The organism is Shewanella sp. 125m-7 (genome assembly GCF_052977045.1).
In genome coordinates, this window is the sequence record NZ_JBRILQ010000001.1 from 40841 (window position 1) to 62335 (window position 21495).

Consider the following 21495-nt stretch of genomic DNA (forward strand, 5'->3'; position numbering starts at 1 on the left):
GCCTCACGTAGGCATAGTGTTCTCAAGGTGTAATGGTGTACCGTTACGCTGATGCTGGTATTCAGGCGTTAAATCCGAATTAAAAGATATTAGTTGAAACGTTCTTCAGTGATTTAAAGACTGTTAGCGCAAAGCAGATAAGAGATAAAGGCAGGTGGTTATCATGCAACAAGACACAATTAACAATGTTCATATTAGCTCTGAGCAAGTTCTAGTCACTCCAGAAGAGTTAAAACGCGATCTACCTTTATCTAAGCATGCATATCAATATGTTCTTAACGCGCGTAAAGTCGTTTCAGATATCGTACACAAGCGTGATAACCGTGTACTTGTGATCTCTGGTCCTTGCTCAATTCATGATATCGATGCAGCTAAAGAGTATGCTTTAAAACTTAAGAAGCTACATGATGAGCTCGGCGATCAGTTTTTTGTATTGATGCGGGTTTACTTTGAAAAGCCACGTACAACGGTTGGCTGGAAGGGCATGATTAATGACCCTGATATGAATGAATCATTTGATGTTGATAAAGGCCTAAGGCAAGCAAGAGAGCTAATGATCTGGCTGGCGGAGCTTGAACTGCCCGTTGCGACTGAAGCACTAGACCCTATTAGTCCGCAATACATGTCAGAACTTATCACTTGGTCAGCGATTGGCGCACGTACAACAGAATCTCAAACTCACCGTGAAATGGCTTCAGGTCTTTCAATGCCAGTAGGTTTTAAAAATGGCACTGACGGAAAACTTGGCGTTGCGATAAATGCGCTAGAGTCAGCAGCGAGTGGTCACCGATTCATGGGGATTAACCAACAAGGTCAAGTGGCCCTACTGCAAACCGCGGGCAACCCTGATGGGCATGTTATTTTGCGTGGTGGTAAGACACCAAATTATGGCGCTGCGAGTGTCGCTGAGTGCGAGCAGCAGCTACATGCGGCTAAGCTTAATGCTCGATTAATTGTCGATTGTAGCCATGGCAATTCGTCAAAAGATCATAATAAGCAAAAACCGGTATGCGAAGATGTATTTAACCAAATTGCTGTAGGTAATCAATCTATTATCGGTGTTATGCTAGAAAGCCACCTCAATGCTGGTAAGCAAAGTAGTGATTTACCGATGGATGAGTTAGCGTACGGTGTATCGGTAACTGATGCGTGTATTGATTGGCAGACCACTGAAAGTTTGTTGCGTGCAGGTTCCAACCTGTTAGCGCCGGTATTACCTACTCGATTTGATATGCTGAAAGTAGCAAATGGCTGATGGAAGAAAGATTGATGAATGAGAAGACTACAGCAGAGCTTGAGAACCTCAGAGGTTTGATTGACGGTGTCGATCAGCAGTTACTGCATTTATTGAGAAAACGTTTAGATCTTGTGGCACAAGTTGGCGCAGTAAAACACGGCGCTGGACTGCCTATTTACGCACCTCAGCGCGAAGCGAACATGTTAGCTAAAAGGCGTGCTGAAGCGAAAGCGATGAATGTTGCGCCGCAACTGATTGAAGATATTTTGCGTCGCCTTATGCGTGAGTCTTATCTTAATGAAAAGGATGTAGGCTTTAAGCAAGTCAAAACCGATTTAGGTCATGTGGTAATTGTTGGTGGAGAAGGTAAGCTCGGTGGCTTGTTCTCACAAATGCTGACGCTTTCAGGCTACCAAGTAAGAAGTCTCGATAAAGATGATTGGGTTAAGAGTGAGTCTATCTTTGATGGAGCAGGCTTAGTTATTGTTACTGTGCCAATTAACATTACCTGTGAATTAATTGCTGAGAAACTAACGAATTTGCCTGAAAATTGCATCTTGGCTGACTTAACATCAATTAAGGGCGCACCGGTAGAGACAATGCTTGCGGCGCACAAAGGGCCAGTACTTGGTTTACATCCCATGTTTGGTCCAGATGTAGGCAGCCTTGCAAAGCAAGTCGTCGTCGTGTGTCATGGCCGCGATCAAGCTGCTTATCAGTGGTTGATTGAGCAGATTGAAATCTGGGGAGCTCGTATTGTTGAGGCTGAGCCTAGTAAGCATGATAAAGCGATGCAACTCGTGCAGGCGATGCGCCACTTTTCAACATTTGTATACGGTTTAAACTTATACAAAGAGGAAGCAGATATCGAGTCATTGCTCCAGTTCAGCTCACCAATATACCGATTAGAACTGGCGATGGTTGGGCGCTTGTTTGCACAAAGTCCTGAGTTATACGCAGATATCATTTTTGCTCAAGAAGAGAGTTTGGTGGCAATTAGTGATTACTTAGATAATTACTCACAGGCACTTGCACTTCTTAAGTCGGGTGACAGAGATGCATTCGTTGCTCAGTTTGCAGAGGTATCTCGTTGGTTTGGTGATTTTGCGCCGCAATTCCAAAGAGAAAGTCGGGCGATGCTGCAATCGGTTAACGATATGAAAACAGGTTAATGGCTTAATGAGCGTAACGTGTATAGATAATAAGGAGCTTAGGCTCCTTTTTTTGTTGCTAAAAACACACTGAGTAAATCGTCATTATTATTCCAAGTTCTTGCTTTTAAAAGCCAATGATTAAATATCGCCACAGTTTCTACAGCGTATGGTGTTTTACGATTCATTTTGTTTGCCCCCCCCTTAAAGTGATCTCTCTCATGTTTTTGTTCATCTATCTTAAATAATCCTTTAGCTATTTCTCAGGAAGCGTAGACTAACCTTAAAACATGTAAATAATATGCATGATTAAAATATAGGAGTTAGTGTCGTGTTTTGTATTCAATGTGAGCAAACAATTAGAACACCTGCGGGTAATGGCTGTAGCTACACTCAAGGTATGTGCGGTAAGTCTTCTGATACCTCAGACTTACAAGATCTTCTCATCTATATTCTTCAAGGTGTTTCATCTTACGCAGCGTTAGCGCGTGAAGTCGGTATCATTGACCATGAGGTTGATACTTTCGTACCAAAAGCATTCTTCGCTACACTCACTAACGTCAACTTTGATGATGACCGTATCATTGCTTATACCACTCAGGCTGAAACCTTCCGTAACCGCTTAAAGTCCGCTTATGAAGCTAAATGTAGCGAACTTAACGTCGAAGCTAAGCCAATGAATGCCCCTATGCAGCTTGTGCTGGGTGCAACTAAACCTGAAATGCTATCTCAAGCACTTCAGGCTGTACCAAACCGTGGTAAAGATGAAGTCCATGAAGATATTATGGGTCTACGCTTATTGTGCCTATACGGCCTTAAAGGTGCAGCAGCTTATATGGAGCATGCTCGCGTACTTGAGCAGACTAGTGATGAAGTCGCTGGCGAGTTCCACCAGATCATGGCGTTTTTAGGCGAAGATTCAGTTGATGCTGATAAGCTATTTAATACGGCGATGCAGATTGGTCAGCTTAATTACCGCGTAATGGCAATGCTCGATGAAGGCGAAACCCATGCCTTTGGTCACCCAGAGCCAACGCAGGTTAACACCAAGTCTGTAAAAGGTAAGGCTATCTTAGTGTCTGGTCATGACATGAAAGATCTTGAGCTGATCCTTGAGCAAACAGAAGGTAAAGGCATTAACGTTTACACCCACGGTGAGATGTTACCTGCACTGGCTTACCCTGAACTTAAAAAGTATCCACACTTAGTGGGCAACTACGGCAGTGCATGGCAGAATCAGCAAAAAGAATTTGCGACATTCCCTGGTGCAGTAGTAATGACATCTAACTGTATTATCGACCCAAATGTGGGTGATTACTCTGATCGTATCTTCACTCGTAGCATCGTCGGTTGGCCTGGTGTGACGCACCTAACCGGTGACGATTTCAGTGAAGTGATTGCTAAAGCTGAGTCTCTAGAAGGCTTTATCTATGATGAGATCCCCCATCTAATCACCATAGGTTTTGCTCGTAATGCGTTGATGGCTGCTGCACCTACTGTAATCGAGAATGTTAAGAGCGGTGCAATCAAGCATTTCTTCTTAGTAGGTGGTTGTGACGGTGATAAGCAAGAGCGTGGTTACTTCACGGATATCGCGACTCAAGCGCCTGCAGATTCAGTTATTTTGACACTAGGTTGTGGTAAGTATAAGTTCAATAAACTTGAGTTCGGTGACATCAATGGAATTCCACGTCTATTAGATATTGGTCAGTGTAATGATGCTTACTCAGCCATTCAGCTTGCTATAGCACTGTCTGAAGCTTTTGAGTGCGATATTAATGAATTGCCACTTACCTTAGTACTTTCATGGTTTGAACAAAAAGCGATTGTGGTATTGCTAACGCTACTATCACTGGGTGTGAAGGACATTATGACAGGTCCAACGGCACCAGCATTTTTGACTCCTAACCTAGCTAAGGTGCTTGAAGAGAAGTTTGGTCTTCGTAACACCACAACCGTTGAAGCAGATCTAAATCGCATCCTTAATGTGGCGTAACTGCATCGATACGGGTGATAAGTAAGTTTAAAATGGTCACCAATGTGTGGCCATTTTTAGTTTAAGGGTTAACAACTTAGTTTGATAGGTAGGTATAGCGTGAATATGGCAATCAATAAGCAAACTTCTAATTTAGAATCTTTTTCGGCTCAGCAATGGCAGTCTGGCGAACATCAACTTGTGTGTGTTGAAAAATGGAATGAGACTCATGACGTTATCAGCTTTAGATTTCAAGCTGCCACTCCAGTTAAGTTTCATTTTAAGCCTGGTCAGTTTCTTACTTTATTGCTGGAAATTAATGGTGAGAAAATTGCTCGCAGCTATACCATTAGTTCGTCACCTTCTCGTCCATATTCTATTGTACTGACCATTAAGCGTATTGAAGGTGGCAAGGTTTCAAATTACTTAGCTGATAACCTTGAAGTCGGTCATATGGTGCGAGCTCTTGGTCCCGATGGTGCATTTAATTTAGTCGATATTCAGGCTGATAAGTATCTGTTTTTAAGCGCAGGCTGTGGTATCACGCCTATGTACTCTATGTCTCGCTGGTTAACCGATACTGAAATGGGGCCAGATGTAAACTTTCTACATAGCGCCAAATCAATGAGTGACCTTATTTTTGAATCGTCCATTGCACAGATGGCTAAGCGAAGCGCCAAATTTAAGCTTAACTATGTTTTAGAAGAGGTTAGTGACCAAGCGAGTGCTTACATAGACAGTCAGGCTGGCCGTTTAAATGCAGATAACTTGGTGAGACTTGTACCAGACTTTAAAACTCGAACGGTTTTTGTATGTGGCCCTGAGCCTTATATGCAAGCAGTAAAAGCATTACTTGAGTCGTTAGACTTTGACATGCAGCAGTTTCACCAAGAGAGTTTCGGTACATTTAAAGGTGATAGCGCAGAGCTTAGTGCAGCGAAAGAGCAAGGTACTGATATTAGTTCTGATATTAATTCTGGTGCCAGCGGCTTTATGTTGAGTATTGGCGATAAAATCCGCGCTCTGTCAGCAGATCAAACCGTATTGGACGGCATTGAAGCCGAAGGGTTACCTATTCTTGCTGCCTGTCGTTCAGGTGTTTGCGGCGCATGTAAGTGTAAGGTTGTTGAGGGTGAAACAGAGTCTACAAGCCAAATGGCATTGACTCCAGATGAGATAGCACAGGGCTTTGTGCTCGCTTGCTCAACCAAGTTAAAGTCAAACGTGACCTTAGAGTTGTAGATGTAAAAAATTAAGTTCGCTTGTTTATAGCGCTATATTTATAGCTCTGTGTTTATAGAGTTAAGTCTATTGAATGAAAATCTGAAATAAATCAGGTGTGAAAGTTGCGTAACTCACTATGAGAAAGTAAGGTTAATGACAGGTCGTGATGGAATTACGCCTGTCTTTATATACCAATCGATATCATTTCTCGATGGAGTGGCGTATGGCATCAACATTACATTCTCAATCACTAGCACTGGAAGATAAAAATCTTGCGCATTTTTTGTATGCGTTGATGGCATGCTTCCCGATAATGTTAGTACCAACAGCCCTGAGTCTTCTTATAAACATGTATCAACCTCAGCAAAATGCCAATAGCATATTGGCAATACATTTACGTTGGCAGCGCTGGTCTATCATAGGTCTATTTTTAGTGATGTTAACAGGGTACTTATGTGCTCAGTCATGGTTGAGCGCCACGCTATATGTGGCCGGTGCGATATGGTTTAGCGGCAGAGTGATTAAAGGCTGGCTAAGCTTAATTGAAGGCCGCAAAATTTAATCTCTGTTACTTCTCTCTTTATTTTAATGAGACTTCACTGTGACTAGTTACGAAATCCTGTGTCTACTTTCCGCACTTTCTCTTGTTATTTCGCTTATTTCATCACGATTACATCGCTGGCAACAGACCATAACAATTACCGCATTAGCCTTAGGTTTAAGCTTAGTTATCTTAATCGCGGGTAAGATCTTTGGTATAAAAATATATTCAACTTTAGTAACCGATTTGGAGCAGCTCGATTTCAATGCTCTACTGCTTAACGGCATGTTGGGCTTCTTACTTTTTGCTGGTACGTTGCAGATTAAGCTGCATATTTTAAAAAAACAAAAGTGGGAAATTTTCATACTGGCTTTTGTTGGTACACTCATATCCACATTTCTTGTCGCTGGCCTGCTCTATTCATTCGCTTCTTTTATCGGTTTACCTTTAAATTTTAGTCATTGCTTACTATTTGGAGCACTGATTTCGCCAACAGATCCTATTGCGGTGTTGGCTATTATTAAACAGCTTGGCGCCCCCGAGGATATTGCAACTCAGGTTGAGGGGGAGTCGCTCTTTAATGACGGTATAGGTTTAGTGATTTTTATTACGGTTTCACAAGTCGCATTCTCAACTGAACCGTTAACATTTATTGATGTGAGTAAACTCTTTATTAGAGAAGCGATAGGAGGTTTACTTTACGGCGCAGTATTAGCCGCAATATTACATGGCATGCTGCATTTCTCCGAAGAGCGGACTCAGTATTTATTGATGACATTATTGGTGCCGAGTGCAGGTTATATCGGAGCCGATATGCTAGGTGTTTCAGGGCCATTAGCTATGGTTGCAGCAGGAATAATCATCGGAAATATCAGTGTGCCAAAGTTGCTAAAGAAAGAAGAACAAGGGCACCTAGAGAGTTTTTGGTTATTGATTGAGTCGTTCTTTAATTCGTTGCTGTTCCTGCTATTAGGTCTACTATTATTACTGATTCATTTCGATGTTGAGCTATGGTGGTTTATGCTACTTGCCGTCCCAATCGTTTTGATAGGGCGCACTATTAGTATTTACTTGCCTTATTTGGTTTTTAGATGCTTCAGGCACTACAACTCATATGCAGAGAAGATCTTGGTCTGGGGAGGATTGCGTGGTGGGTTGGCATTAGCGATGGCGATGAGTTTACCTACCGGTATTATTGTCATCAGCGGCAGTAATATTGACCTTAGAGACCTGTTAATGGTGATGACTTACGCAGTGGTCGTTTTTTCTATTTTAGTTCAAGGGACAACGATTCCGAGCTTGATTGATAAAAGTAACGCTGAGCAAGCTGCCCAGCGTAAACGTTAATTTTACAAGGTAGGCGTGGACCTACTGTTGTTCATGTTTCACAAGCTGTTTATACCAGTTGTCAGCATATAGATGCCTGTATCAAGGCATCTATAGAAAGCAGTCTAATCAAACTACCTATAGCAAACTATCGACAGTCTAGTGGTATAGATTGCTTAATAACTCGTTAACCAGCTTTGCTGAGTCGGCTTTTGAAGCTTGCTCAATCGCGCTCAAGTTCACCATGATACCATCGCCTTTTAACTGCCTTATAGCCTTTACAAATGTTGGCATTTGCTCGACTTCAATCGCATAGCTTGGATTGACTAACACTGGTAAATGGCTCAGGGCTTTCAGCTCAACCAATGCCGCCAAATCCAGTGATGGTTTACCTGAGTTATTAAGAGTTGTGACGCCTGACTCACATAAAATAAGCTGCTGGTTACCTTGGCTTAAGATAACTTCTGCTGCATTAAGCAGATCATCGACGCTAGCCATGGTATTACGCTCTACGATAACCGGAACCAGTAAAGAGCCAAGTTGAGTTAAAATAGCTTGGTTGTACATTAGATTACCCGATAACATGACAACATCAGCAAATTGAGTCGCCATGGTTAAGTCGGTTTCATGTTCGATGACCAGCACGCAAACTAAACCAAATTGAGCAAGAGTATGCTTAAACTTATCAATAGAGTTAATCACATCGCTTTGCTGGTTTAATCCTTGGATCGCCACCGCTTGAAACCCTGACTCTTTAAGCTCCTTTGCCATCTGCTCAAACTTCAGCAGTTCGATAGGAAGCTGAATTTGTGCAAGGGCGCCAATATGGCCATTGCCAAGATCCAATTGTCCACAAATGACTTGTGTTGCCTCACTCTTATATTGCTTACTAAAGCGTTGCTGTTTATTACTGGTTGTTGGCGCAACAGCGGTCGACTTAGAAGTATTAGGCTCAATCATCAACTGGCTATTACTCAGTTGAGTTGGTCTAACTGTTTCACAAGGGTAGCAGCCGAGTACTTTAATGAAGCGAGTAGTACGTTCTAGCTCTTTAAGCGCTGCTTGCATCGGCTCGCTTGATAGATTGGCATCGATATCTAAATAGAACATCTCTTCCCAAGGCGTACCCGGTATCGGGCGGGACTCAAGTTTACTCATGTTAAGATTACGGGCTTTTAATACCAGTAAGGCTTCGACTAATGCCCCTGGTTTCTGGCCTGTTGCCATGATCAGTGTACACTTTGCTGGAAGCTGCGATGGCACTTCAACAGCCTTTCTGGCGACAACGATAAAACGGCTTTGATTGATTTTTTGATTTGCGAGATCAGTTTCTATCGCCTCTAATTGATACAAGGCGCCGCCTTCGGCACTACCGATAGCAGCGACACTGTTATCGTTTGTATTGCAGACTTTCTCCATCGCCTCAGCACTACTTGAACAGTATTCTAGTTTGAATTCACCGTGCTGGCTTAAATAGCGACTGCATTGACTAATTGGCTGAGGGTGCGCATAAACGGTTTTTATATCGCTAATATTACTGCCACTATTGGCGAGTAAGCAGTGCCCGACCTCAATGGTCGTTTCTCCAACAATTGCAAGGCTAGTGTGCTGTAATACATCATACACTTCGTTAATAGAGCCTGACGATGTGTTCTCTATTGGAAGGAACCCATAGTCAGCGTGACCCGATTCAACGGCTTGCACTATCTCATCGAAGCTTTGGCAACCTAAATCTTGCATCTCTACCTGACGTCTATCGCAGTAACGACTAGCAGCTAGATAGGAATAAGAGCCCCTAGCGCCAAGATAAGCGATACAGTATTGCTGTTGTTGAGTCTCTGGATTAGCACGGCCATGTAAATAAGCTTGCTGGTTGAGCACAGAGTCTTCGATGATACTTTGATAGAGTGAGATAACATAATGGGCATCTAAGCCTTGCTCGCGCCCCTGTTTTACAAGACGTGATAACAGCTCTTTTTCACGGATAGTATCGCGAATGGGTCTGACATCGACTTCTTTACTACGTGCTACATCTAAGCTTAGTTCTCTGCGCCTTGCTAGCAGAGCCAGCAATTCATTGTCGAGACAGGTGATCTGCTCTCGAGTGTGATTTAAGGGTTGTGGTTTACTCATCTTCGCCTCTGACTCTTTTATTGCGCTTAGTATTAATACCCTAGTGATAAGCATGGCAATGCATGCTTATCTTAGCTGATATAAAAAAGCCTCCCATGTGGGAGGCTTTGGAATTTTCACTTTCGTTTTTACACCGAAATTCCGCCTCCTAAGGTGGGGGGCATAAAAAAGAAAATGAAAAAAGCAGTATGGAATTTATTCATTGAATTAAAACTAAAGCGGGGCGGCTTGGGTGTCAATCAAAACTTAGCCTATTTGAATTTTTTGCATTAAAAAGCGCACCCGAAGGTACGCTTTGCGTGTAAATTTAACAATGATATCAAGCTGCGTATTCCTCCTCTAAGTTGTCGTCAAAGTCGTCATCAATGGCATCATCTTCTACTTTAAGTGTTGCATGACGTTGACTTTCAGGTTTATGAGTCAGGCGGTTTAGCTGTTTCTCCAGCTTTTGTCCCATTGCATTAATTGCTGCATAGAGGTCGTCGTGTTTCGCCTGGGCAAATAACTTGGCACTTGGGATGCCGACAGAAGCTTCAATTTTAAACCCTTGCTTCTCCTGTTCAATAATTACGTGTGGATTAATTAGCTGCACATCGTGCCTGGCTAACTTATCTAATCTGGCTTCAATACGTTCGCGGATAGATTCAGTAACTTCAAAATGCTTGCTAGTAATCTTTATCATATGTCGAACCTTTTGTTGTTTCCTTGAATTCAGACTACCAATCTCAGATAGGAAAGTCGTGATCTAAATCACGTTTTATGGGGTCTTTTAAACTGTTCGCTTTTTATTTGATCACTTAGACAAATATAGACAATAACTGGCCAAATTTCCTTGTAAACATAAAAAAATCAGGTCATATTGGATTGGATAAGTTGTCTCTTATTTAGTGTTTCTAGCAAAAAGATCAGTGTAAATAACTCGATAGCCCTTCTGTAATTCCCCGTTTATAATGGCCTCCTCAGATAAATTATTTTTCAAGAGTGACGGAACATGGAACAAAATCTGGTCAAAATTAAAGTGTGGGATGTGCCGACGCGCGTTTTCCATTGGGGGATGTTGTGCTTACTCGGTGGATTATGGTGGAGTGCAGATGCCGGTGAGATGGAGTGGCATCAAATTCTTGCTTATGGCTTGATGATTTTGATTGCAGTAAGGCTTATCTGGGGGCTTATTGGTAGTGATACATCACGCTTTAGTCACTTTGTTCACTCACCTAAAACCGTTATTAACTACCTAGGTAAGACTCGACGTGAAGGGATCTCGTCATCAATAGGCCATAATCCAGTTGGTGGTTATATGGTGGTAACCTTAATAACGCTTATTTGTGTTCAGCTCATTAGCGGTTTATTTGCAACGGATGACATTTTTACAGAAGGCCCTCTCTATTCTTTGGTTAGCTCTGATACTGCAAGCTGGCTCACTTGGTTACATAAAAAGAACTTCGATCTTATTTTAATCTTAGCGGCAGTGCATGTACTGGCAGTCGGAGTGCATATGATTAAAGGGGATAAAATTCTAGGGCCTATGTTTAGTGGCTATAAAACCTTACCTGATTCGGTAATTAACGATCTTAAGACTAACAAGCTACAATTCGCATCGATGATAAAAGCCGTTATTTTAGTGCTAGTTGTTAGTGTGTTGGTGCTGAACTATTTGATGTTGCCTGTGATTGATATGCTCTAGGCGCTAGAAACAAAAAGCCAGTTGGGTTGCCAACTGGCTTATAGAAAACGTTAATCTATTTTAAGATTAGAGGCGTTTAATCAGTATTAGTCTTTCTTATAAACGTCATGACAGCCTTTACAGCTTTTTCCTGTGTTACCAAAGGCTTTCTTCATCTCTTTCTTATCACCGCTTTTTGCTGCTACAGCAAGGATAGCTGCATTCTCTTGGAAGGTTTTCATCTTGGCATCAAAATCAGCTTTATCACTCCAGACTTTAGCTAATGCTTCGGTGTCACCTTTATCAGAACCTGCAACAAAGCCTTCAAGTGGTAGCTTTGATAAGGCCGCTACATTTTCTGCTCGCTCAGAAAATACTTCAGCGTTGAACTCTTTTTTGCCTTTAAGCATTGCACCCATGTCACCAAAGTTATGGGCAATCATGCTAAATGCTGATTGACGATAATCGATTGCGTCATCAGTTTCTTTAAAATTATTTGCAAATGCACTAGTGGCTAGGGTCGCAGTTGCTGCTAGTGCGATAAGGCTCATTTTGGCTGTTTTTTTCATGTTAATTCTCACGTTTTTATTTTGTTATGTGATCTGTTTGCGCTTACTGTATATAGTTTTATCCCGCTGACTGCAATCGTTTTTCACAATAGTTACTCTTAGTTACAAATGATTAGTTCTAAATGACTTTTAGCAAAAGTGAATCATTGATAAAAAGTGCAGAATAAAGCGTATTCTTGATACAATAATCGTAATGTTGCACCAGTACGTGATTGTGGTTGTAAATAGGAGATAAAATGCGCGCAGAATGGGATTCCGTTTTGGAGAAAGTCTTATCACATCAAGCTCATGATGATTTAATCGTATTGTTTGAGCTGTTACTGACCGAAGAGGAGCGCAGTGCTGTTGCGGGGCGGCTGAAGGTTTTTCAGATGTTATTAGACGGCGAGATGAGCCAGCGACAGATTGCGCAGGAGTATCAGATAAGTATCGCCACTATTACTCGTTGCTCAAACTACCTTAAGCATATGACTGAGCAGCAAAGAGAAAAAGTTAGACTGTTAATCTTGTAAATACCTGTTCGATTCTATGTTGATTTGCATTTTTGATTAGAAGAGTGGTGCAGCAACTATTCTATGTTTGCGATACATGCTGCGTCTTAAGCCTATATAAAGTGCATAGCTGATCAAAATAAGACTCAATATCGGTGCAAGTTTTGAGTCGAGCTTTAACAGAAGTAGCGCTATTAATAGGTAAAGTGCTGGGGTGTGCTCATAAAGCGTTGTAGGAAGTAAGCCTTTTTTTCTGCGCTTTTTGGGATCGGTTCGGCGATTACTCGATCGCAATGTATAAACCCGGCTCCCTAGAAGAAATAATATTATTGCAAAAAACTGAGCATAGGTTTGTTCGAGCATGATTAAACTGACGCTGGCGACAGTTAAATAGCAGAAAGGTAGAGTTTCGTAGACAGTTTTAGAGAGCATTGCAGATCCTTTGCAAATGAGAATAGCTAACAAGTCCGTTGCTTAATATTTACTGCGTTATTATAGGGCATAAAAAAAGCCCGTTTCATTGCAATCAATGAAACGGGCTTAAATTCATGCTAAAGAACTAGCGAGAATGAGCTTGCATAGGACTAGTGTCTGCAGCCACAGCCGCCGTTACCGTCACAGCCTTCTTTCGCTTCTTTAGTTTCGTCGTCACTACAGCATCCACCTTCGTGAGCATGCTCGTGTCCGCCACCACAACAGCCACCTTCATGAGAATGTTCATGACCACCACATCCACCGCCATGAGCGTGGATATGACCGTGGGCAATCTCTTCTTCAGTTGCTGCACGAACTTCAAGCACTTCAACATTGAATACTAAAGACTGGCCAGCAAGAGGGTGGTTCCCGTCAACAACAACGACGTCATCTTTAACTTCGGTCACTTGCACTGGGCGTTGGCCCATTTCAGTTTCTGCGATGAAACGCATACCAGGAACGATATCTTCGATATCGCCAAATGCTGAGATAGGCACTTCTTGACGAAGCCCATCATGATATGGGCCATAGCCTTGCTCTGCATCAACAGTTACATCAAGGGTATCACCTTGTGCTTTGCCTTCTAGCGCAGCCTCTAAGCCTGGGATCATGTTGTCTGCACCATGCAGATAGACCATAGGCTCGCCTTCAAAAGAACTTTCTACAAGCTGACCTTTTGCATCTGATAATCGGTAATTGATGCTAACAGCACATTTTTCGGTGATTTTCATATTGGCTCCAAATCGGAAATTTGCGCGCATTCTAGCCTGCTTTAAACTGATTTGCGATAAATTGAATGCACTTCTGCTACGCAAGCCACATCTTTAACTATCGAAATTATCATTCACTTAATCAAGTTTGATTAGGGATAGAAGCAATTTTCATAACGAGTGCGAATTTATTCATAGTGTATGTGCTTGCAAGTTTATGAGTTTTTTTGGAAGAACTATTGAGAATGTTGCATTCGAGTTGATTTTAATTTTAGTCATAGTTTTGAGCTGTTTTTATGTGTTTCGCTTTGGTTGTGATATCTAACATTATGATTTTAAAAGTGTAGATGTTTCCGATGGCTTCAGTTTACGTAAGCGTAACTCAATAATTATCTTGTAATTTTATCAGTAAACACTAATTGACAGTTATTTATGACGCTTTCACTTAGGTTTTATCTAATAGTCTTAATAATAACAATAAAGTTGGTTTTGGGGGTTGACAGGAGTTAGCAAAAAAGGCAATTCTGTTAGTACACAAATTAATCCAATTGGATAGAAAAGAATTTATATGTTTAGCCAGGTTTTAATGATTACCAGCATTATTACAACCACCACGATTACCAACGTGGGGGCGGGCTAAGCACAACCTGATATAAGTAAAATATCAAGCCCGCTCCCCCAAAAGGAGCGGGCTTTTTTGTTTCTTAGGTGGCGCGGCACAAGGAGTTTTTGATGAAAGTAATGAAATTTGGTGGAACCTCGCTGGCTAATTGGCAGCGTTTTAACGTCGCTGCAGAGATTATTAACCAGTCTGCTAACTCACAAACGACAGCTGTCGTATTGTCAGCCCCAGCCACGGTAACAAATGGCTTAATTGAGATGGTGGATGTTGCGGTGAGTGGTGGTGATTACTGCGCGGTGCTATCCAAGGTCGAAAAAGTCTTTAACACACTTTATGCCGCAGCGGCTGCTAGTTTAACTGCAGAGCAAAATCATTCGCTTAATGAAAAATTGCAGCAGCAACTTATGTTTTGGCAGAGTAAGCTCGACGGAATGAGCCTACTGGGAGAGTGTCCTGAAAGCGTTGAAGCACAAGTTTTAGTCGGTGGTGAAAAGCTGTCATCGGCGTTAATGGTTGAGGTGATGAAATCTTTTAACCACAGTGCAGGTTTATTAGTACCAGAATCTTTGCTAGTTGGTTATGGTCCTCGCTTAGAGTCTGCAGTGGATATTGAAGCGAGTAAACGTCGTTTTAGTGCACTGGACTTTTCTGCGGCAAAAGTATGGGTGATGCCAGGGTTTACAGCAGGTGACAGTGAAGGCAAAGTGGTTACATTGGGGCGCAATGGCTCTGATTACTCTGCAGCCGTATTGTCAGCCTGCCTTAACGCGAGCTGCTGCGAAATTTGGACCGATGTTGATGGCGTTTATAATACCGACCCGCGTGTAGTCACAGATGCCAAACTGTTATCGCAGCTTAGCTACCAAGAAGCGATGGAAGTATCATATTTTGGCGCTAAAGTACTGCATCCAAAAACAGTCGCTCCTATCGCTCAGTATCATATTCCTTGTTATATCCGTAATACGTTTAACCCCGATGCTGTTGGTACATTAGTATCGGATCAGCCAGATGAAACGGGCTTAAATGTTAAAGCGATATCAAACCTAGATGATCAAACCATGTTTGATGTATCAGGCCCAGGTATGAAGGGCATGGTGGGTATGGCGAGCCGGACACTCGGCGCTATTTCTCGCTCTGGCGTATCGGTGTCTTTAATCACTCAAAGCTCATCGGAATACAGCATCAGTTTTTGCGTTGCGACAGAAGATGCAATTAAAGCCAAGTTTGCCTTAGAACAAGAATTTGAGCTTGAGCTTAAGAACGATATTCTAGAGCAGATAGAGATGCGTCATGATTTAGCAATAGTTTCGCTGATTGGTGATGGTATGCGCACTCACAAAGGCGTGGCAGCTAAATTCTTCCAAGCGCTTGCTCAGGCGACAGTGAATATCGTTGCTATTGCTCAGGGCTCATCAGAGCGTTCGATTTCAGCGGTGATAGAGCAGCGTAAAACCAAGCATGCCATAGCGGCGTGCCACCAATCCTTCTTCGATGTACAGCACTATCTTGATGTGTTCCTTGTTGGTTGCGGTAATGTGGGCGCGGGCTTACTTGAGCAAATAAAGCAGCAACGCGGCATGCTAAAAGAGCAACATATTGCTATCCGGGTTTGCGGTATCGTTAATTCGAAGAAAATGTTACTCGACGCACAAGGGGTTGATTTAGCAAACTGGCAGGGCTTGCTTGCTGACTCAGCACAACCAGTAGATCTTGATGAGATGCTGAGCTGGGCTAAAGAACAACAGTTGCTAAATCCTGTACTGGTGGACTGCACCTCTAGTGAGCTCGTTTCTAATAAATATCTTGATGTCATGAATGCAGGACTGCACGTTGTTACGCCTAATAAAAAGGCAAATACTCGTGATATGGCTTACTACCAAGAGTTAAGAAAAACAGCACTTAAACAACGCCGCCAATTTTTATATGAAACAACGGTTGGTGCGGGTCTGCCTGTTATCGACAACCTCAAGAAACTGCTATTTGCAGGTGATAAATTGCTGCGTTTCAATGGCATTTTATCAGGTAGTTTGTCATATATTTTCGGTATGCTCGATGAGGGGATGACCCTTTCTCAAGCAACATCAATCGCAAGAGAGAAGTGTTTTACTGAGCCAGATCCTCGAGATGACTTAAGTGGTATGGACGTGGCGCGTAAGGTGCTTATCCTTGCGAGGGAAGTCGGTATGGAACTCGAGCTAAATGATATCCATGTAGAATCAGTATTGCCGGACTCATTTGATGCATCTGGAGATGTAAATGACTTTATGACTAATCTACCTTTACTCGACGCTGCAGTTGCCGAGCGTGTTGAAGCGGCTAAAGGACAAGGTAAAGTGCTGCGCTATGTCGGCCAGATTGATGATGAGGGCTGTAAGGTTAAAATAGTTGAAGTTGATGCTAATGATCCGCTTTATAGCGTTAAAGGTGGTGAAAATGCTTTGGCTTTTTACAGTCGTTATTATCAGCCGATCCCATTTGTCCTTAGAGGTTATGGCGCAGGTACAGATGTGACTGCTGCTGGGGCATTTGCTGATATTTTACGTACACTAAACTGGACTCGTGAGGTAGGCGTATGAGTGTAACTATTTATGCACCAGCATCGATGGGCAACGTCGGTGTAGGTTTTGACTTACTTGGCGCGGCGTTAGCGCCCATCGATGCTAGCCTGCTTGGTGATAAAGTCACAGTCGAGTCCGCTGATAATGGCTTGTCGTTGGCTTTAGCGGGTCACTGGGCTGATAAGCTTCCGCAGGATCCGCAACAAAATATTGTTTATCAATGTGCTGAATTTTTCTTGAGCCATTTAGATAAAAGTGCGGGTCTTAAATTAACCTTAGAAAAGAATTTACCTGTTGGTAGTGGCTTAGGTTCGAGTGCCAGTTCAGTTGTCGCCGCGTTAATGGCATTAAATGAATTCTTTGAACAACCATTTAACCAACAAGAACTGCTGCGTTTAATGGGGGAGTTCGAAGGTAAAATTAGTGGTTCAGTGCATTACGATAACGTAGCTCCTTGTTACTTAGGTGGCATGCAATTGATGCTCGATACACCAAAGTCTGTTTGTGAGGCGATCCCAGAGTTTAAACAATGGTACTGGGTAGTGGCTTACCCAGGGATTTCGTTATCAACTGCAAGAATGCGTCAGTTGATGCCAAATGAATTTGATAAACAAACCACAATTGATTTTGGACGTTACTTAAGCGCATTTGTACACGCATCCTATAAGCAAGATGCTGAACTTGCGATTAGTGTTTTAAAAGATGTGTTAGCAGAACCTTATCGAGCGGCGGAAATCCCCCATTATCAAAAGGCTAAAGCGGCTTTAGCCGAGGTAGGCATGCTAACTACAGGGATCTCAGGCAGCGGACCAACCCTATTTAGCATCACTGATGATTTAGCTGTGGCAAACACTGCTCAACAATGGTTAGACAAAAACTATGTCGAAGCGGGTAAAGGCTTTTCTCATATTTGCCAAATTGACAATCAGGGCGCACGAAGGGTGGATTAAGCCATTTTTCGTAAGCAATGCCAGAACCTAATATTTAGAATTTAAAGGAAGTCACCATGGAACTGTATAACCTAAAGCACCCTTCTCAAGTGGTGAGTTTTACTGAAGCGGTTAAGTTAGGTCTAGGAAAAGACAGAGGATTATTCTTCCCAAAACAGATCCCGCAGCTAGAAGATGTAGATAGTTTGTTGGCATTGCCTTTTGTTGAAAGAAGTCAAAAAGTCATTGGTGCTTGGTTAGCATCTGAGCTTGGACAAGACATTGTCGATAGATTGGTAGAGCGTGCCTTTAACTTTGAATTACCCTTAGTAAAAGCTGACGATAATCTGTATAGCTTGGAGCTGTTCCATGGCCCAACGTTAGCGTTTAAAGATTTTGGTGCCCGTTTTATGGCCCAGTGTTTAAATGAGCTGGCAAAATCAGAAAAGATTAATATTCTTACGGCAACTTCTGGTGATACTGGCGCAGCGGTTGCTGATGCATTTTACGGCTTAGATAATATCAATGTGGTTGTGCTGTATCCAAAAGGTAAGATCAGCGTACTACAAGAAAAAATGTTCACCACCCTAGGGAAAAATATTCACACCGTGGCGGTGGAGTCAGACTTTGATGCTTGCCAAACTCTAGTTAAGCAATCATTTGAAGATCTCGATATTAGAGACGGTTTGCATCTTAATTCAGCGAACTCTATCAATATAAGTCGCTTACTCGCTCAAATTTGCTACTACTTTGAAGCGGTTGCACAGTTTAAACGACACAATGAAAGCGATCCTGTGATTGCTGTACCAAGTGGTAACTTCGGTAACCTAACCGCGGGTTTATTTGCTAAAGCCATGGGGCTGCCCATTAAGCGTTTTATTGCTGCTACAAACAGTAATGATACCGTACCACGTTATCTTGGCAGTGGTGATTGGCTACCCGTTGCCACTGTTGCCACAATGTCTAATGCGATGGATGTGGCAGAGCCAAGCAATTGGCCGCGTGTTGAAGCGATAGTCGCAGCAATGGATTGGTCTTTAGAGGATATTGTCGGTTTGGGTATGTCTGAAGCGCAAACAGTTGCGTCGGTAAAGGCACTTAGCAGTGCGGGTTACCTTTCAGAGCCTCATGCTGCAATTGCAGCACTTGCACTTAAGCAAACTATGTCAACTGATGAGTCGGGTATTTTCTTGGCAACAGCACACCCAGCTAAGTTTAATGAGGTGGTCGAGGAGATCCTTAATACTGATCTAGTTTTACCAGAACCTTTAGCTCGAGTCGTACCTAAAGCTATTTTATCTGCAGAGTTACCGGCAGATTTTGAACAGCTCAAGGCTCATTTATTCAAGGTTCTAGCTGACTAATTTGCTATGTTCCGTTACTTATAAAAGGAAGCTGTTAATGCTTCCTTTTTTTTGTTGGTACTTTGTGGGTTTCAGTTAAAACCCTCTGATGTGGCTGGGTTACTGTCTCATGTGCTTGATGGTTAGTCATACTTTTTAACAGGTGCAACCAGGTGTAATGTGTAAACATAATATTGTGTGATCTGAGTCACTAATTAAACTGGAGAATTTTTATATCGTGCGCCGCAGTTTTTAAATGGAGTCGATATTGTGTTTCGTTTTGTTATGGGTGTTTTGTGCATCAGCCTGTTAAGTGGTTGTGCGAGTGAAGAGTTTGAGTTGTACCATAGAATAAACGAAGCTTATGACTTTGAAGTAACCCATTGTGATAGCTTTGCAATGGTTACTGGGGTTGGACGCGGCGATAATGCGCTCGCTGATGCAAGGCTAAGCGCCATTAAGCAAGGTGAAGCGCTTAAAGGCACTCATATAGTATGGTTGCAATCAGATTTAGGCGAACCGACTAAAGTGGTTGCAGTAATTTATAAGTGTTTGATATAAAACTAAAGCACTTTTCAGTGTGCTTTACTTTGCAAGAAAGCGTAACCAATTAATCTCTTGTTGCCAGTTCTCTGGTCGTACAGTCTCTAAAATGAGTGGGATCCCTTTAACGACCTCTAGTTTCATCAAACTGGCAAAAGCCTCTTGACCTATCTCACCTAGACCCAAAGATTCATGGCGGTCGACACGGCTGTTTAGCGGCGTTTTACTGTCATTTAAATGCATGGCTTTGAGGTATTGATTACCTACGACTTTATCAAATAACCCAAAGGTCTGTTGGCAAGTTGCCTCTGTTCGAATATCGTAACCTGCTGCAAAGAGATGGCAGGTATCGATACAGACACCCACTCGAGATTTATCTTCTACGCCCTCTATTATCTGCGCTAATTGCTCAAAAGAGTGCCCAAGGTTTGAGCCTTGTCCTGCGGTATTTTCAATAACAGCGGTTACGCCAGATGAGCGTTCTAAGGCTAAGTTAATCGATTGACTAATTTTAGCTAGGCAATCATCGATCGGCATTTTTCTTAGGTGACTACCGGGGTGAAAGTTCAATAAACTTAGGCCTATCTGCTCACATCGCTGCATTTCATCATAGAAAGCAAGGCGCGACTTTTCTAACTGCTCAACATCAGGATGACCTAAGTTAATCAAGTAACTATCGTGAGGCAAAATGGCATTTAGAGAGATCTTAGCATCATCACAATGGCGTCTAAATAGCTCTATTTGCGTTTGCTGTAACTCATTGGCTTGCCAGCGACGTTGATTTTTAGTGAATAAGGCAAAAGCGTTAGCACCAATCGCAGCGGCGTTAAGCGGGGCATTTGCGATACCACCTGCAGCGCTAACATGGGCACCAATATAGTGAGAACTTTGCATCTAGAACTGTCCTTGCTATCTATTTTCTATTTTTGGTTATTATGCCACGAGATAGTAATGTCGATTTGTCTTATGGAGTTAATATTTATTTTTATTACCGTCGATGACTGTAAGTCAGTGTTAATTATGCAAAAGTAACTTAATCTCTATCATTAAGCTACTGATAAGTAGTTTACGGCATTGGGTGTTATTTATACTATTTACTATTATAAAGGGTAGTGGCGCGAATGAAAATGGAGATGACAATGCTAGAGAGACTGATGCATGACCATAAGCATATCGCTGTTTTGCTGAAAGTGTTAAAGGGAAAATACACCAAATTAGCTGCAGGTGAAGCGATTAACTACAACGTTGTTCGAGATATCGTTGAGTATATGCAAAGCTATGCGGAACACAGTCATCACCCTTTAGAAGAAGTGATTTCAGAATTTTACTGGCACAAACTGGGTAAAGCTCATATCAACGAAAAGCTGACTTCTGAACATGCAAAGTTGGGTGTAGCCTCCGCGGCATTGATGACAACATTAAATCTCATTTTAAATGACATAGTGGTATCGAAAGAGCAGTTAGTTGCCGATCTTGAAAGCTATGTGCGAATGCTGCAAGTTCATATGGAGTTTGAAGAATCTACGGTGTTTCCTAAGTGGAAGGAGGTGATTACTGATGATGACTGGGTGCTAGTTGCCGCGATGTGTGATGCTCGATTGATTGATGACCCCCTGTTTAGTGACAATGATAAAGCATTGTTTGAAGAGTTGAGGCAATACCTAGCAACAGCAGAATAGCTGTGTTGCTGAATAATTGAACATCACAACGAATAATTTAGAAGCGATATAATGAAAAAGAGCGCGTTAGGCGCTCTTTGTGGCTATTACATCAGGAGTGTATCTAGTCTACCGTCGAAACTATTGTCCATATCTTGTAGTTCTTTAAGTAAACGGTGCTTTTCCTTTAGTGCTTCAATTTCACGCCACTTTCGCTTCTTGCTGGAGCTTTTAGAGCGGCTTGGTTTCTCAACTACACTATCTAGATCTAGCGCACTACCATAATCGAGTCGATTCATGGCAACCTCCTGTTGTTTATTTTGTCTTCAAATTAATAGCATGATTTTC

General features: G+C 42.2%; 20 protein-coding genes and 1 other annotated feature. Of the genes, 13 read left to right on the forward strand and 7 right to left on the reverse strand.

Annotation, left to right across the window (positions count from 1 at the left end):
• Window positions 1–163: 163 nt before the first annotated feature.
• Window positions 164–1255, forward strand: coding sequence for a 3-deoxy-7-phosphoheptulonate synthase (locus ACVBIL_RS00205; RefSeq protein WP_447164989.1), 1092 nt, complete (start codon window positions 164–166; stop codon window positions 1253–1255).
• Window positions 1256–1269: 14 nt separating this feature from the next.
• Window positions 1270–2409, forward strand: coding sequence for a bifunctional chorismate mutase/prephenate dehydrogenase (gene tyrA, locus ACVBIL_RS00210; RefSeq protein ID WP_447164990.1), 1140 nt, complete (start codon window positions 1270–1272; stop codon window positions 2407–2409).
• Window positions 2410–2447: 38 nt separating this feature from the next.
• Here the strand turns inward: tyrA and ACVBIL_RS00215 are convergent, their stop codons facing one another.
• A complete protein-coding gene (locus ACVBIL_RS00215; RefSeq protein WP_447164991.1) occupies window positions 2448–2576 on the reverse strand; it encodes a hypothetical protein in 129 nt (42 codons plus the stop codon).
• 143 nt (window positions 2577–2719) lie between these two features.
• Between ACVBIL_RS00215 and hcp the strand changes: the two genes are divergently transcribed.
• The 4 genes from hcp to ACVBIL_RS00235 all read left to right on the forward strand — a co-directional run bounded on the left by hcp (window position 2720) and on the right by ACVBIL_RS00235 (window position 7475).
• Window positions 2720–4384, forward strand: coding sequence for a hydroxylamine reductase (gene hcp, locus ACVBIL_RS00220; protein ID WP_447164992.1), 1665 nt, complete (start codon window positions 2720–2722; stop codon window positions 4382–4384).
• A 105-nt stretch (window positions 4385–4489) separates the two neighbouring features.
• Complete coding sequence (locus tag ACVBIL_RS00225) at window positions 4490–5605, forward strand: FAD-binding oxidoreductase (protein ID WP_447164993.1); 1116 nt, start codon at window positions 4490–4492, stop codon at window positions 5603–5605.
• Between the two features lie 205 nt (window positions 5606–5810).
• A complete protein-coding gene (locus tag ACVBIL_RS00230) occupies window positions 5811–6149 on the forward strand; it encodes a hypothetical protein (RefSeq protein ID WP_447164994.1) in 339 nt (112 codons plus the stop codon).
• 39 nt (window positions 6150–6188) lie between these two features.
• On the forward strand, window positions 6189–7475 hold the full coding sequence (locus tag ACVBIL_RS00235; RefSeq protein WP_447164995.1) for a cation:proton antiporter: 1287 nt from the start codon (window positions 6189–6191) through the stop codon (window positions 7473–7475).
• 138 nt (window positions 7476–7613) lie between these two features.
• Here the strand turns inward: ACVBIL_RS00235 and pheA are convergent, their stop codons facing one another.
• Together pheA and hpf are read right to left on the reverse strand one after the other, a co-directional pair.
• Complete coding sequence (gene pheA / locus ACVBIL_RS00240) at window positions 7614–9587, reverse strand: prephenate dehydratase (RefSeq protein WP_447164996.1); 1974 nt, start codon at window positions 9585–9587, stop codon at window positions 7614–7616.
• Window positions 9588–9666: 79 nt separating this feature from the next.
• Window positions 9667–9787: a sequence feature (Phe leader region), on the reverse strand.
• Between the two features lie 119 nt (window positions 9788–9906).
• On the reverse strand, window positions 9907–10269 hold the full coding sequence (gene hpf / locus ACVBIL_RS00245) for a ribosome hibernation-promoting factor, HPF/YfiA family (RefSeq protein ID WP_447164997.1): 363 nt from the start codon (window positions 10267–10269) through the stop codon (window positions 9907–9909).
• 309 nt (window positions 10270–10578) lie between these two features.
• On the opposite strand from hpf, the gene ACVBIL_RS00250 reads away from it, so the two are divergent.
• A complete protein-coding gene (locus ACVBIL_RS00250; RefSeq protein WP_447164998.1) occupies window positions 10579–11271 on the forward strand; it encodes a cytochrome b/b6 domain-containing protein in 693 nt (230 codons plus the stop codon).
• 86 nt (window positions 11272–11357) lie between these two features.
• On the opposite strand, the gene ACVBIL_RS00255 is transcribed toward ACVBIL_RS00250, so the two are convergent.
• Window positions 11358–11819 (reverse strand): c-type cytochrome, encoded by a 462-nt coding sequence (locus ACVBIL_RS00255; RefSeq protein WP_447164999.1) that lies wholly within the window; start codon window positions 11817–11819, stop codon window positions 11358–11360.
• A 236-nt stretch (window positions 11820–12055) separates the two neighbouring features.
• Between ACVBIL_RS00255 and trpR the strand changes: the two genes are divergently transcribed.
• Window positions 12056–12331: a trp operon repressor gene (gene trpR, locus ACVBIL_RS00260; RefSeq protein WP_447165000.1), complete on the forward strand. Its 276-nt coding sequence runs from the start codon at window positions 12056–12058 to the stop codon at window positions 12329–12331.
• A gap of 563 nt (window positions 12332–12894) precedes the next feature.
• Here trpR and slyD read toward each other — a convergent pair.
• Window positions 12895–13515 (reverse strand): peptidylprolyl isomerase, encoded by a 621-nt coding sequence (gene slyD / locus ACVBIL_RS00265; RefSeq protein ID WP_447165001.1) that lies wholly within the window; start codon window positions 13513–13515, stop codon window positions 12895–12897.
• Window positions 13516–14226: 711 nt separating this feature from the next.
• Between slyD and thrA the strand changes: the two genes are divergently transcribed.
• The 4 genes from thrA to ACVBIL_RS00285 all read left to right on the forward strand — a co-directional run bounded on the left by thrA (window position 14227) and on the right by ACVBIL_RS00285 (window position 19507).
• On the forward strand, window positions 14227–16692 hold the full coding sequence (thrA, locus tag ACVBIL_RS00270; protein ID WP_447165002.1) for a bifunctional aspartate kinase/homoserine dehydrogenase I: 2466 nt from the start codon (window positions 14227–14229) through the stop codon (window positions 16690–16692).
• Window positions 16689–17624: a homoserine kinase gene (gene thrB / locus ACVBIL_RS00275; RefSeq protein ID WP_447165003.1), complete on the forward strand. Its 936-nt coding sequence runs from the start codon at window positions 16689–16691 to the stop codon at window positions 17622–17624. Before thrA ends, thrB begins: the two co-directional genes overlap by 4 nt.
• A gap of 56 nt (window positions 17625–17680) precedes the next feature.
• Window positions 17681–18967: a threonine synthase gene (thrC, locus tag ACVBIL_RS00280; RefSeq protein WP_447165004.1), complete on the forward strand. Its 1287-nt coding sequence runs from the start codon at window positions 17681–17683 to the stop codon at window positions 18965–18967.
• A gap of 264 nt (window positions 18968–19231) precedes the next feature.
• Complete coding sequence (locus ACVBIL_RS00285) at window positions 19232–19507, forward strand: hypothetical protein (RefSeq protein WP_447165118.1); 276 nt, start codon at window positions 19232–19234, stop codon at window positions 19505–19507.
• Window positions 19508–19531: 24 nt separating this feature from the next.
• Here the strand turns inward: ACVBIL_RS00285 and nfo are convergent, their stop codons facing one another.
• Window positions 19532–20383, reverse strand: a complete 852-nt coding sequence (nfo, locus tag ACVBIL_RS00290) for a deoxyribonuclease IV (RefSeq protein WP_447165005.1) — start codon at window positions 20381–20383, stop codon at window positions 19532–19534.
• A gap of 245 nt (window positions 20384–20628) precedes the next feature.
• Between nfo and ACVBIL_RS00295 the strand changes: the two genes are divergently transcribed.
• A complete protein-coding gene (locus ACVBIL_RS00295) occupies window positions 20629–21168 on the forward strand; it encodes a hemerythrin domain-containing protein (RefSeq protein ID WP_447165006.1) in 540 nt (179 codons plus the stop codon).
• An 86-nt stretch (window positions 21169–21254) separates the two neighbouring features.
• On the opposite strand, the gene ACVBIL_RS00300 is transcribed toward ACVBIL_RS00295, so the two are convergent.
• Window positions 21255–21446 carry a DUF3545 family protein gene (locus ACVBIL_RS00300; RefSeq protein ID WP_447165007.1) on the reverse strand — a complete coding sequence of 64 codons (192 nt, stop codon included), beginning with the start codon at window positions 21444–21446 and terminating at the stop codon, window positions 21255–21257.
• Between the last annotated feature and the right edge of the window lie 49 nt (window positions 21447–21495).

What these genes read in the sequence shown, in the direction of transcription:
- ACVBIL_RS00205 (WP_447164989.1), top strand. Translation starts at nt 164, where the DNA reads ATGCAACAAGACACAATTAACAATGTTCATATTAGCTCTGAGCAAGTT.
- tyrA (WP_447164990.1), top strand. Translation starts at nt 1,270, where the DNA reads ATGAATGAGAAGACTACAGCAGAGCTTGAGAACCTCAGAGGTTTGATT.
- ACVBIL_RS00215 (WP_447164991.1), bottom strand. Translation starts at nt 2,576, where the DNA reads ATGAATCGTAAAACACCATACGCTGTAGAAACTGTGGCGATATTTAAT.
- ACVBIL_RS00225 (WP_447164993.1), top strand. Translation starts at nt 4,490, where the DNA reads ATGGCAATCAATAAGCAAACTTCTAATTTAGAATCTTTTTCGGCTCAG.
- ACVBIL_RS00230 (WP_447164994.1), top strand. Translation starts at nt 5,811, where the DNA reads ATGGCATCAACATTACATTCTCAATCACTAGCACTGGAAGATAAAAAT.
- pheA (WP_447164996.1), bottom strand. Translation starts at nt 9,587, where the DNA reads ATGAGTAAACCACAACCCTTAAATCACACTCGAGAGCAGATCACCTGT.
- hpf (WP_447164997.1), bottom strand. Translation starts at nt 10,269, where the DNA reads ATGATAAAGATTACTAGCAAGCATTTTGAAGTTACTGAATCTATCCGC.
- ACVBIL_RS00250 (WP_447164998.1), top strand. Translation starts at nt 10,579, where the DNA reads ATGGAACAAAATCTGGTCAAAATTAAAGTGTGGGATGTGCCGACGCGC.
- ACVBIL_RS00255 (WP_447164999.1), bottom strand. Translation starts at nt 11,819, where the DNA reads ATGAAAAAAACAGCCAAAATGAGCCTTATCGCACTAGCAGCAACTGCG.
- trpR (WP_447165000.1), top strand. Translation starts at nt 12,056, where the DNA reads ATGCGCGCAGAATGGGATTCCGTTTTGGAGAAAGTCTTATCACATCAA.
- slyD (WP_447165001.1), bottom strand. Translation starts at nt 13,515, where the DNA reads ATGAAAATCACCGAAAAATGTGCTGTTAGCATCAATTACCGATTATCA.
- thrA (WP_447165002.1), top strand. Translation starts at nt 14,227, where the DNA reads ATGAAAGTAATGAAATTTGGTGGAACCTCGCTGGCTAATTGGCAGCGT.
- thrB (WP_447165003.1), top strand. Translation starts at nt 16,689, where the DNA reads ATGAGTGTAACTATTTATGCACCAGCATCGATGGGCAACGTCGGTGTA.
- thrC (WP_447165004.1), top strand. Translation starts at nt 17,681, where the DNA reads ATGGAACTGTATAACCTAAAGCACCCTTCTCAAGTGGTGAGTTTTACT.
- ACVBIL_RS00285 (WP_447165118.1), top strand. Translation starts at nt 19,232, where the DNA reads ATGGGTGTTTTGTGCATCAGCCTGTTAAGTGGTTGTGCGAGTGAAGAG.
- nfo (WP_447165005.1), bottom strand. Translation starts at nt 20,383, where the DNA reads ATGCAAAGTTCTCACTATATTGGTGCCCATGTTAGCGCTGCAGGTGGT.
- ACVBIL_RS00295 (WP_447165006.1), top strand. Translation starts at nt 20,629, where the DNA reads ATGCTAGAGAGACTGATGCATGACCATAAGCATATCGCTGTTTTGCTG.
- ACVBIL_RS00300 (WP_447165007.1), bottom strand. Translation starts at nt 21,446, where the DNA reads ATGAATCGACTCGATTATGGTAGTGCGCTAGATCTAGATAGTGTAGTT.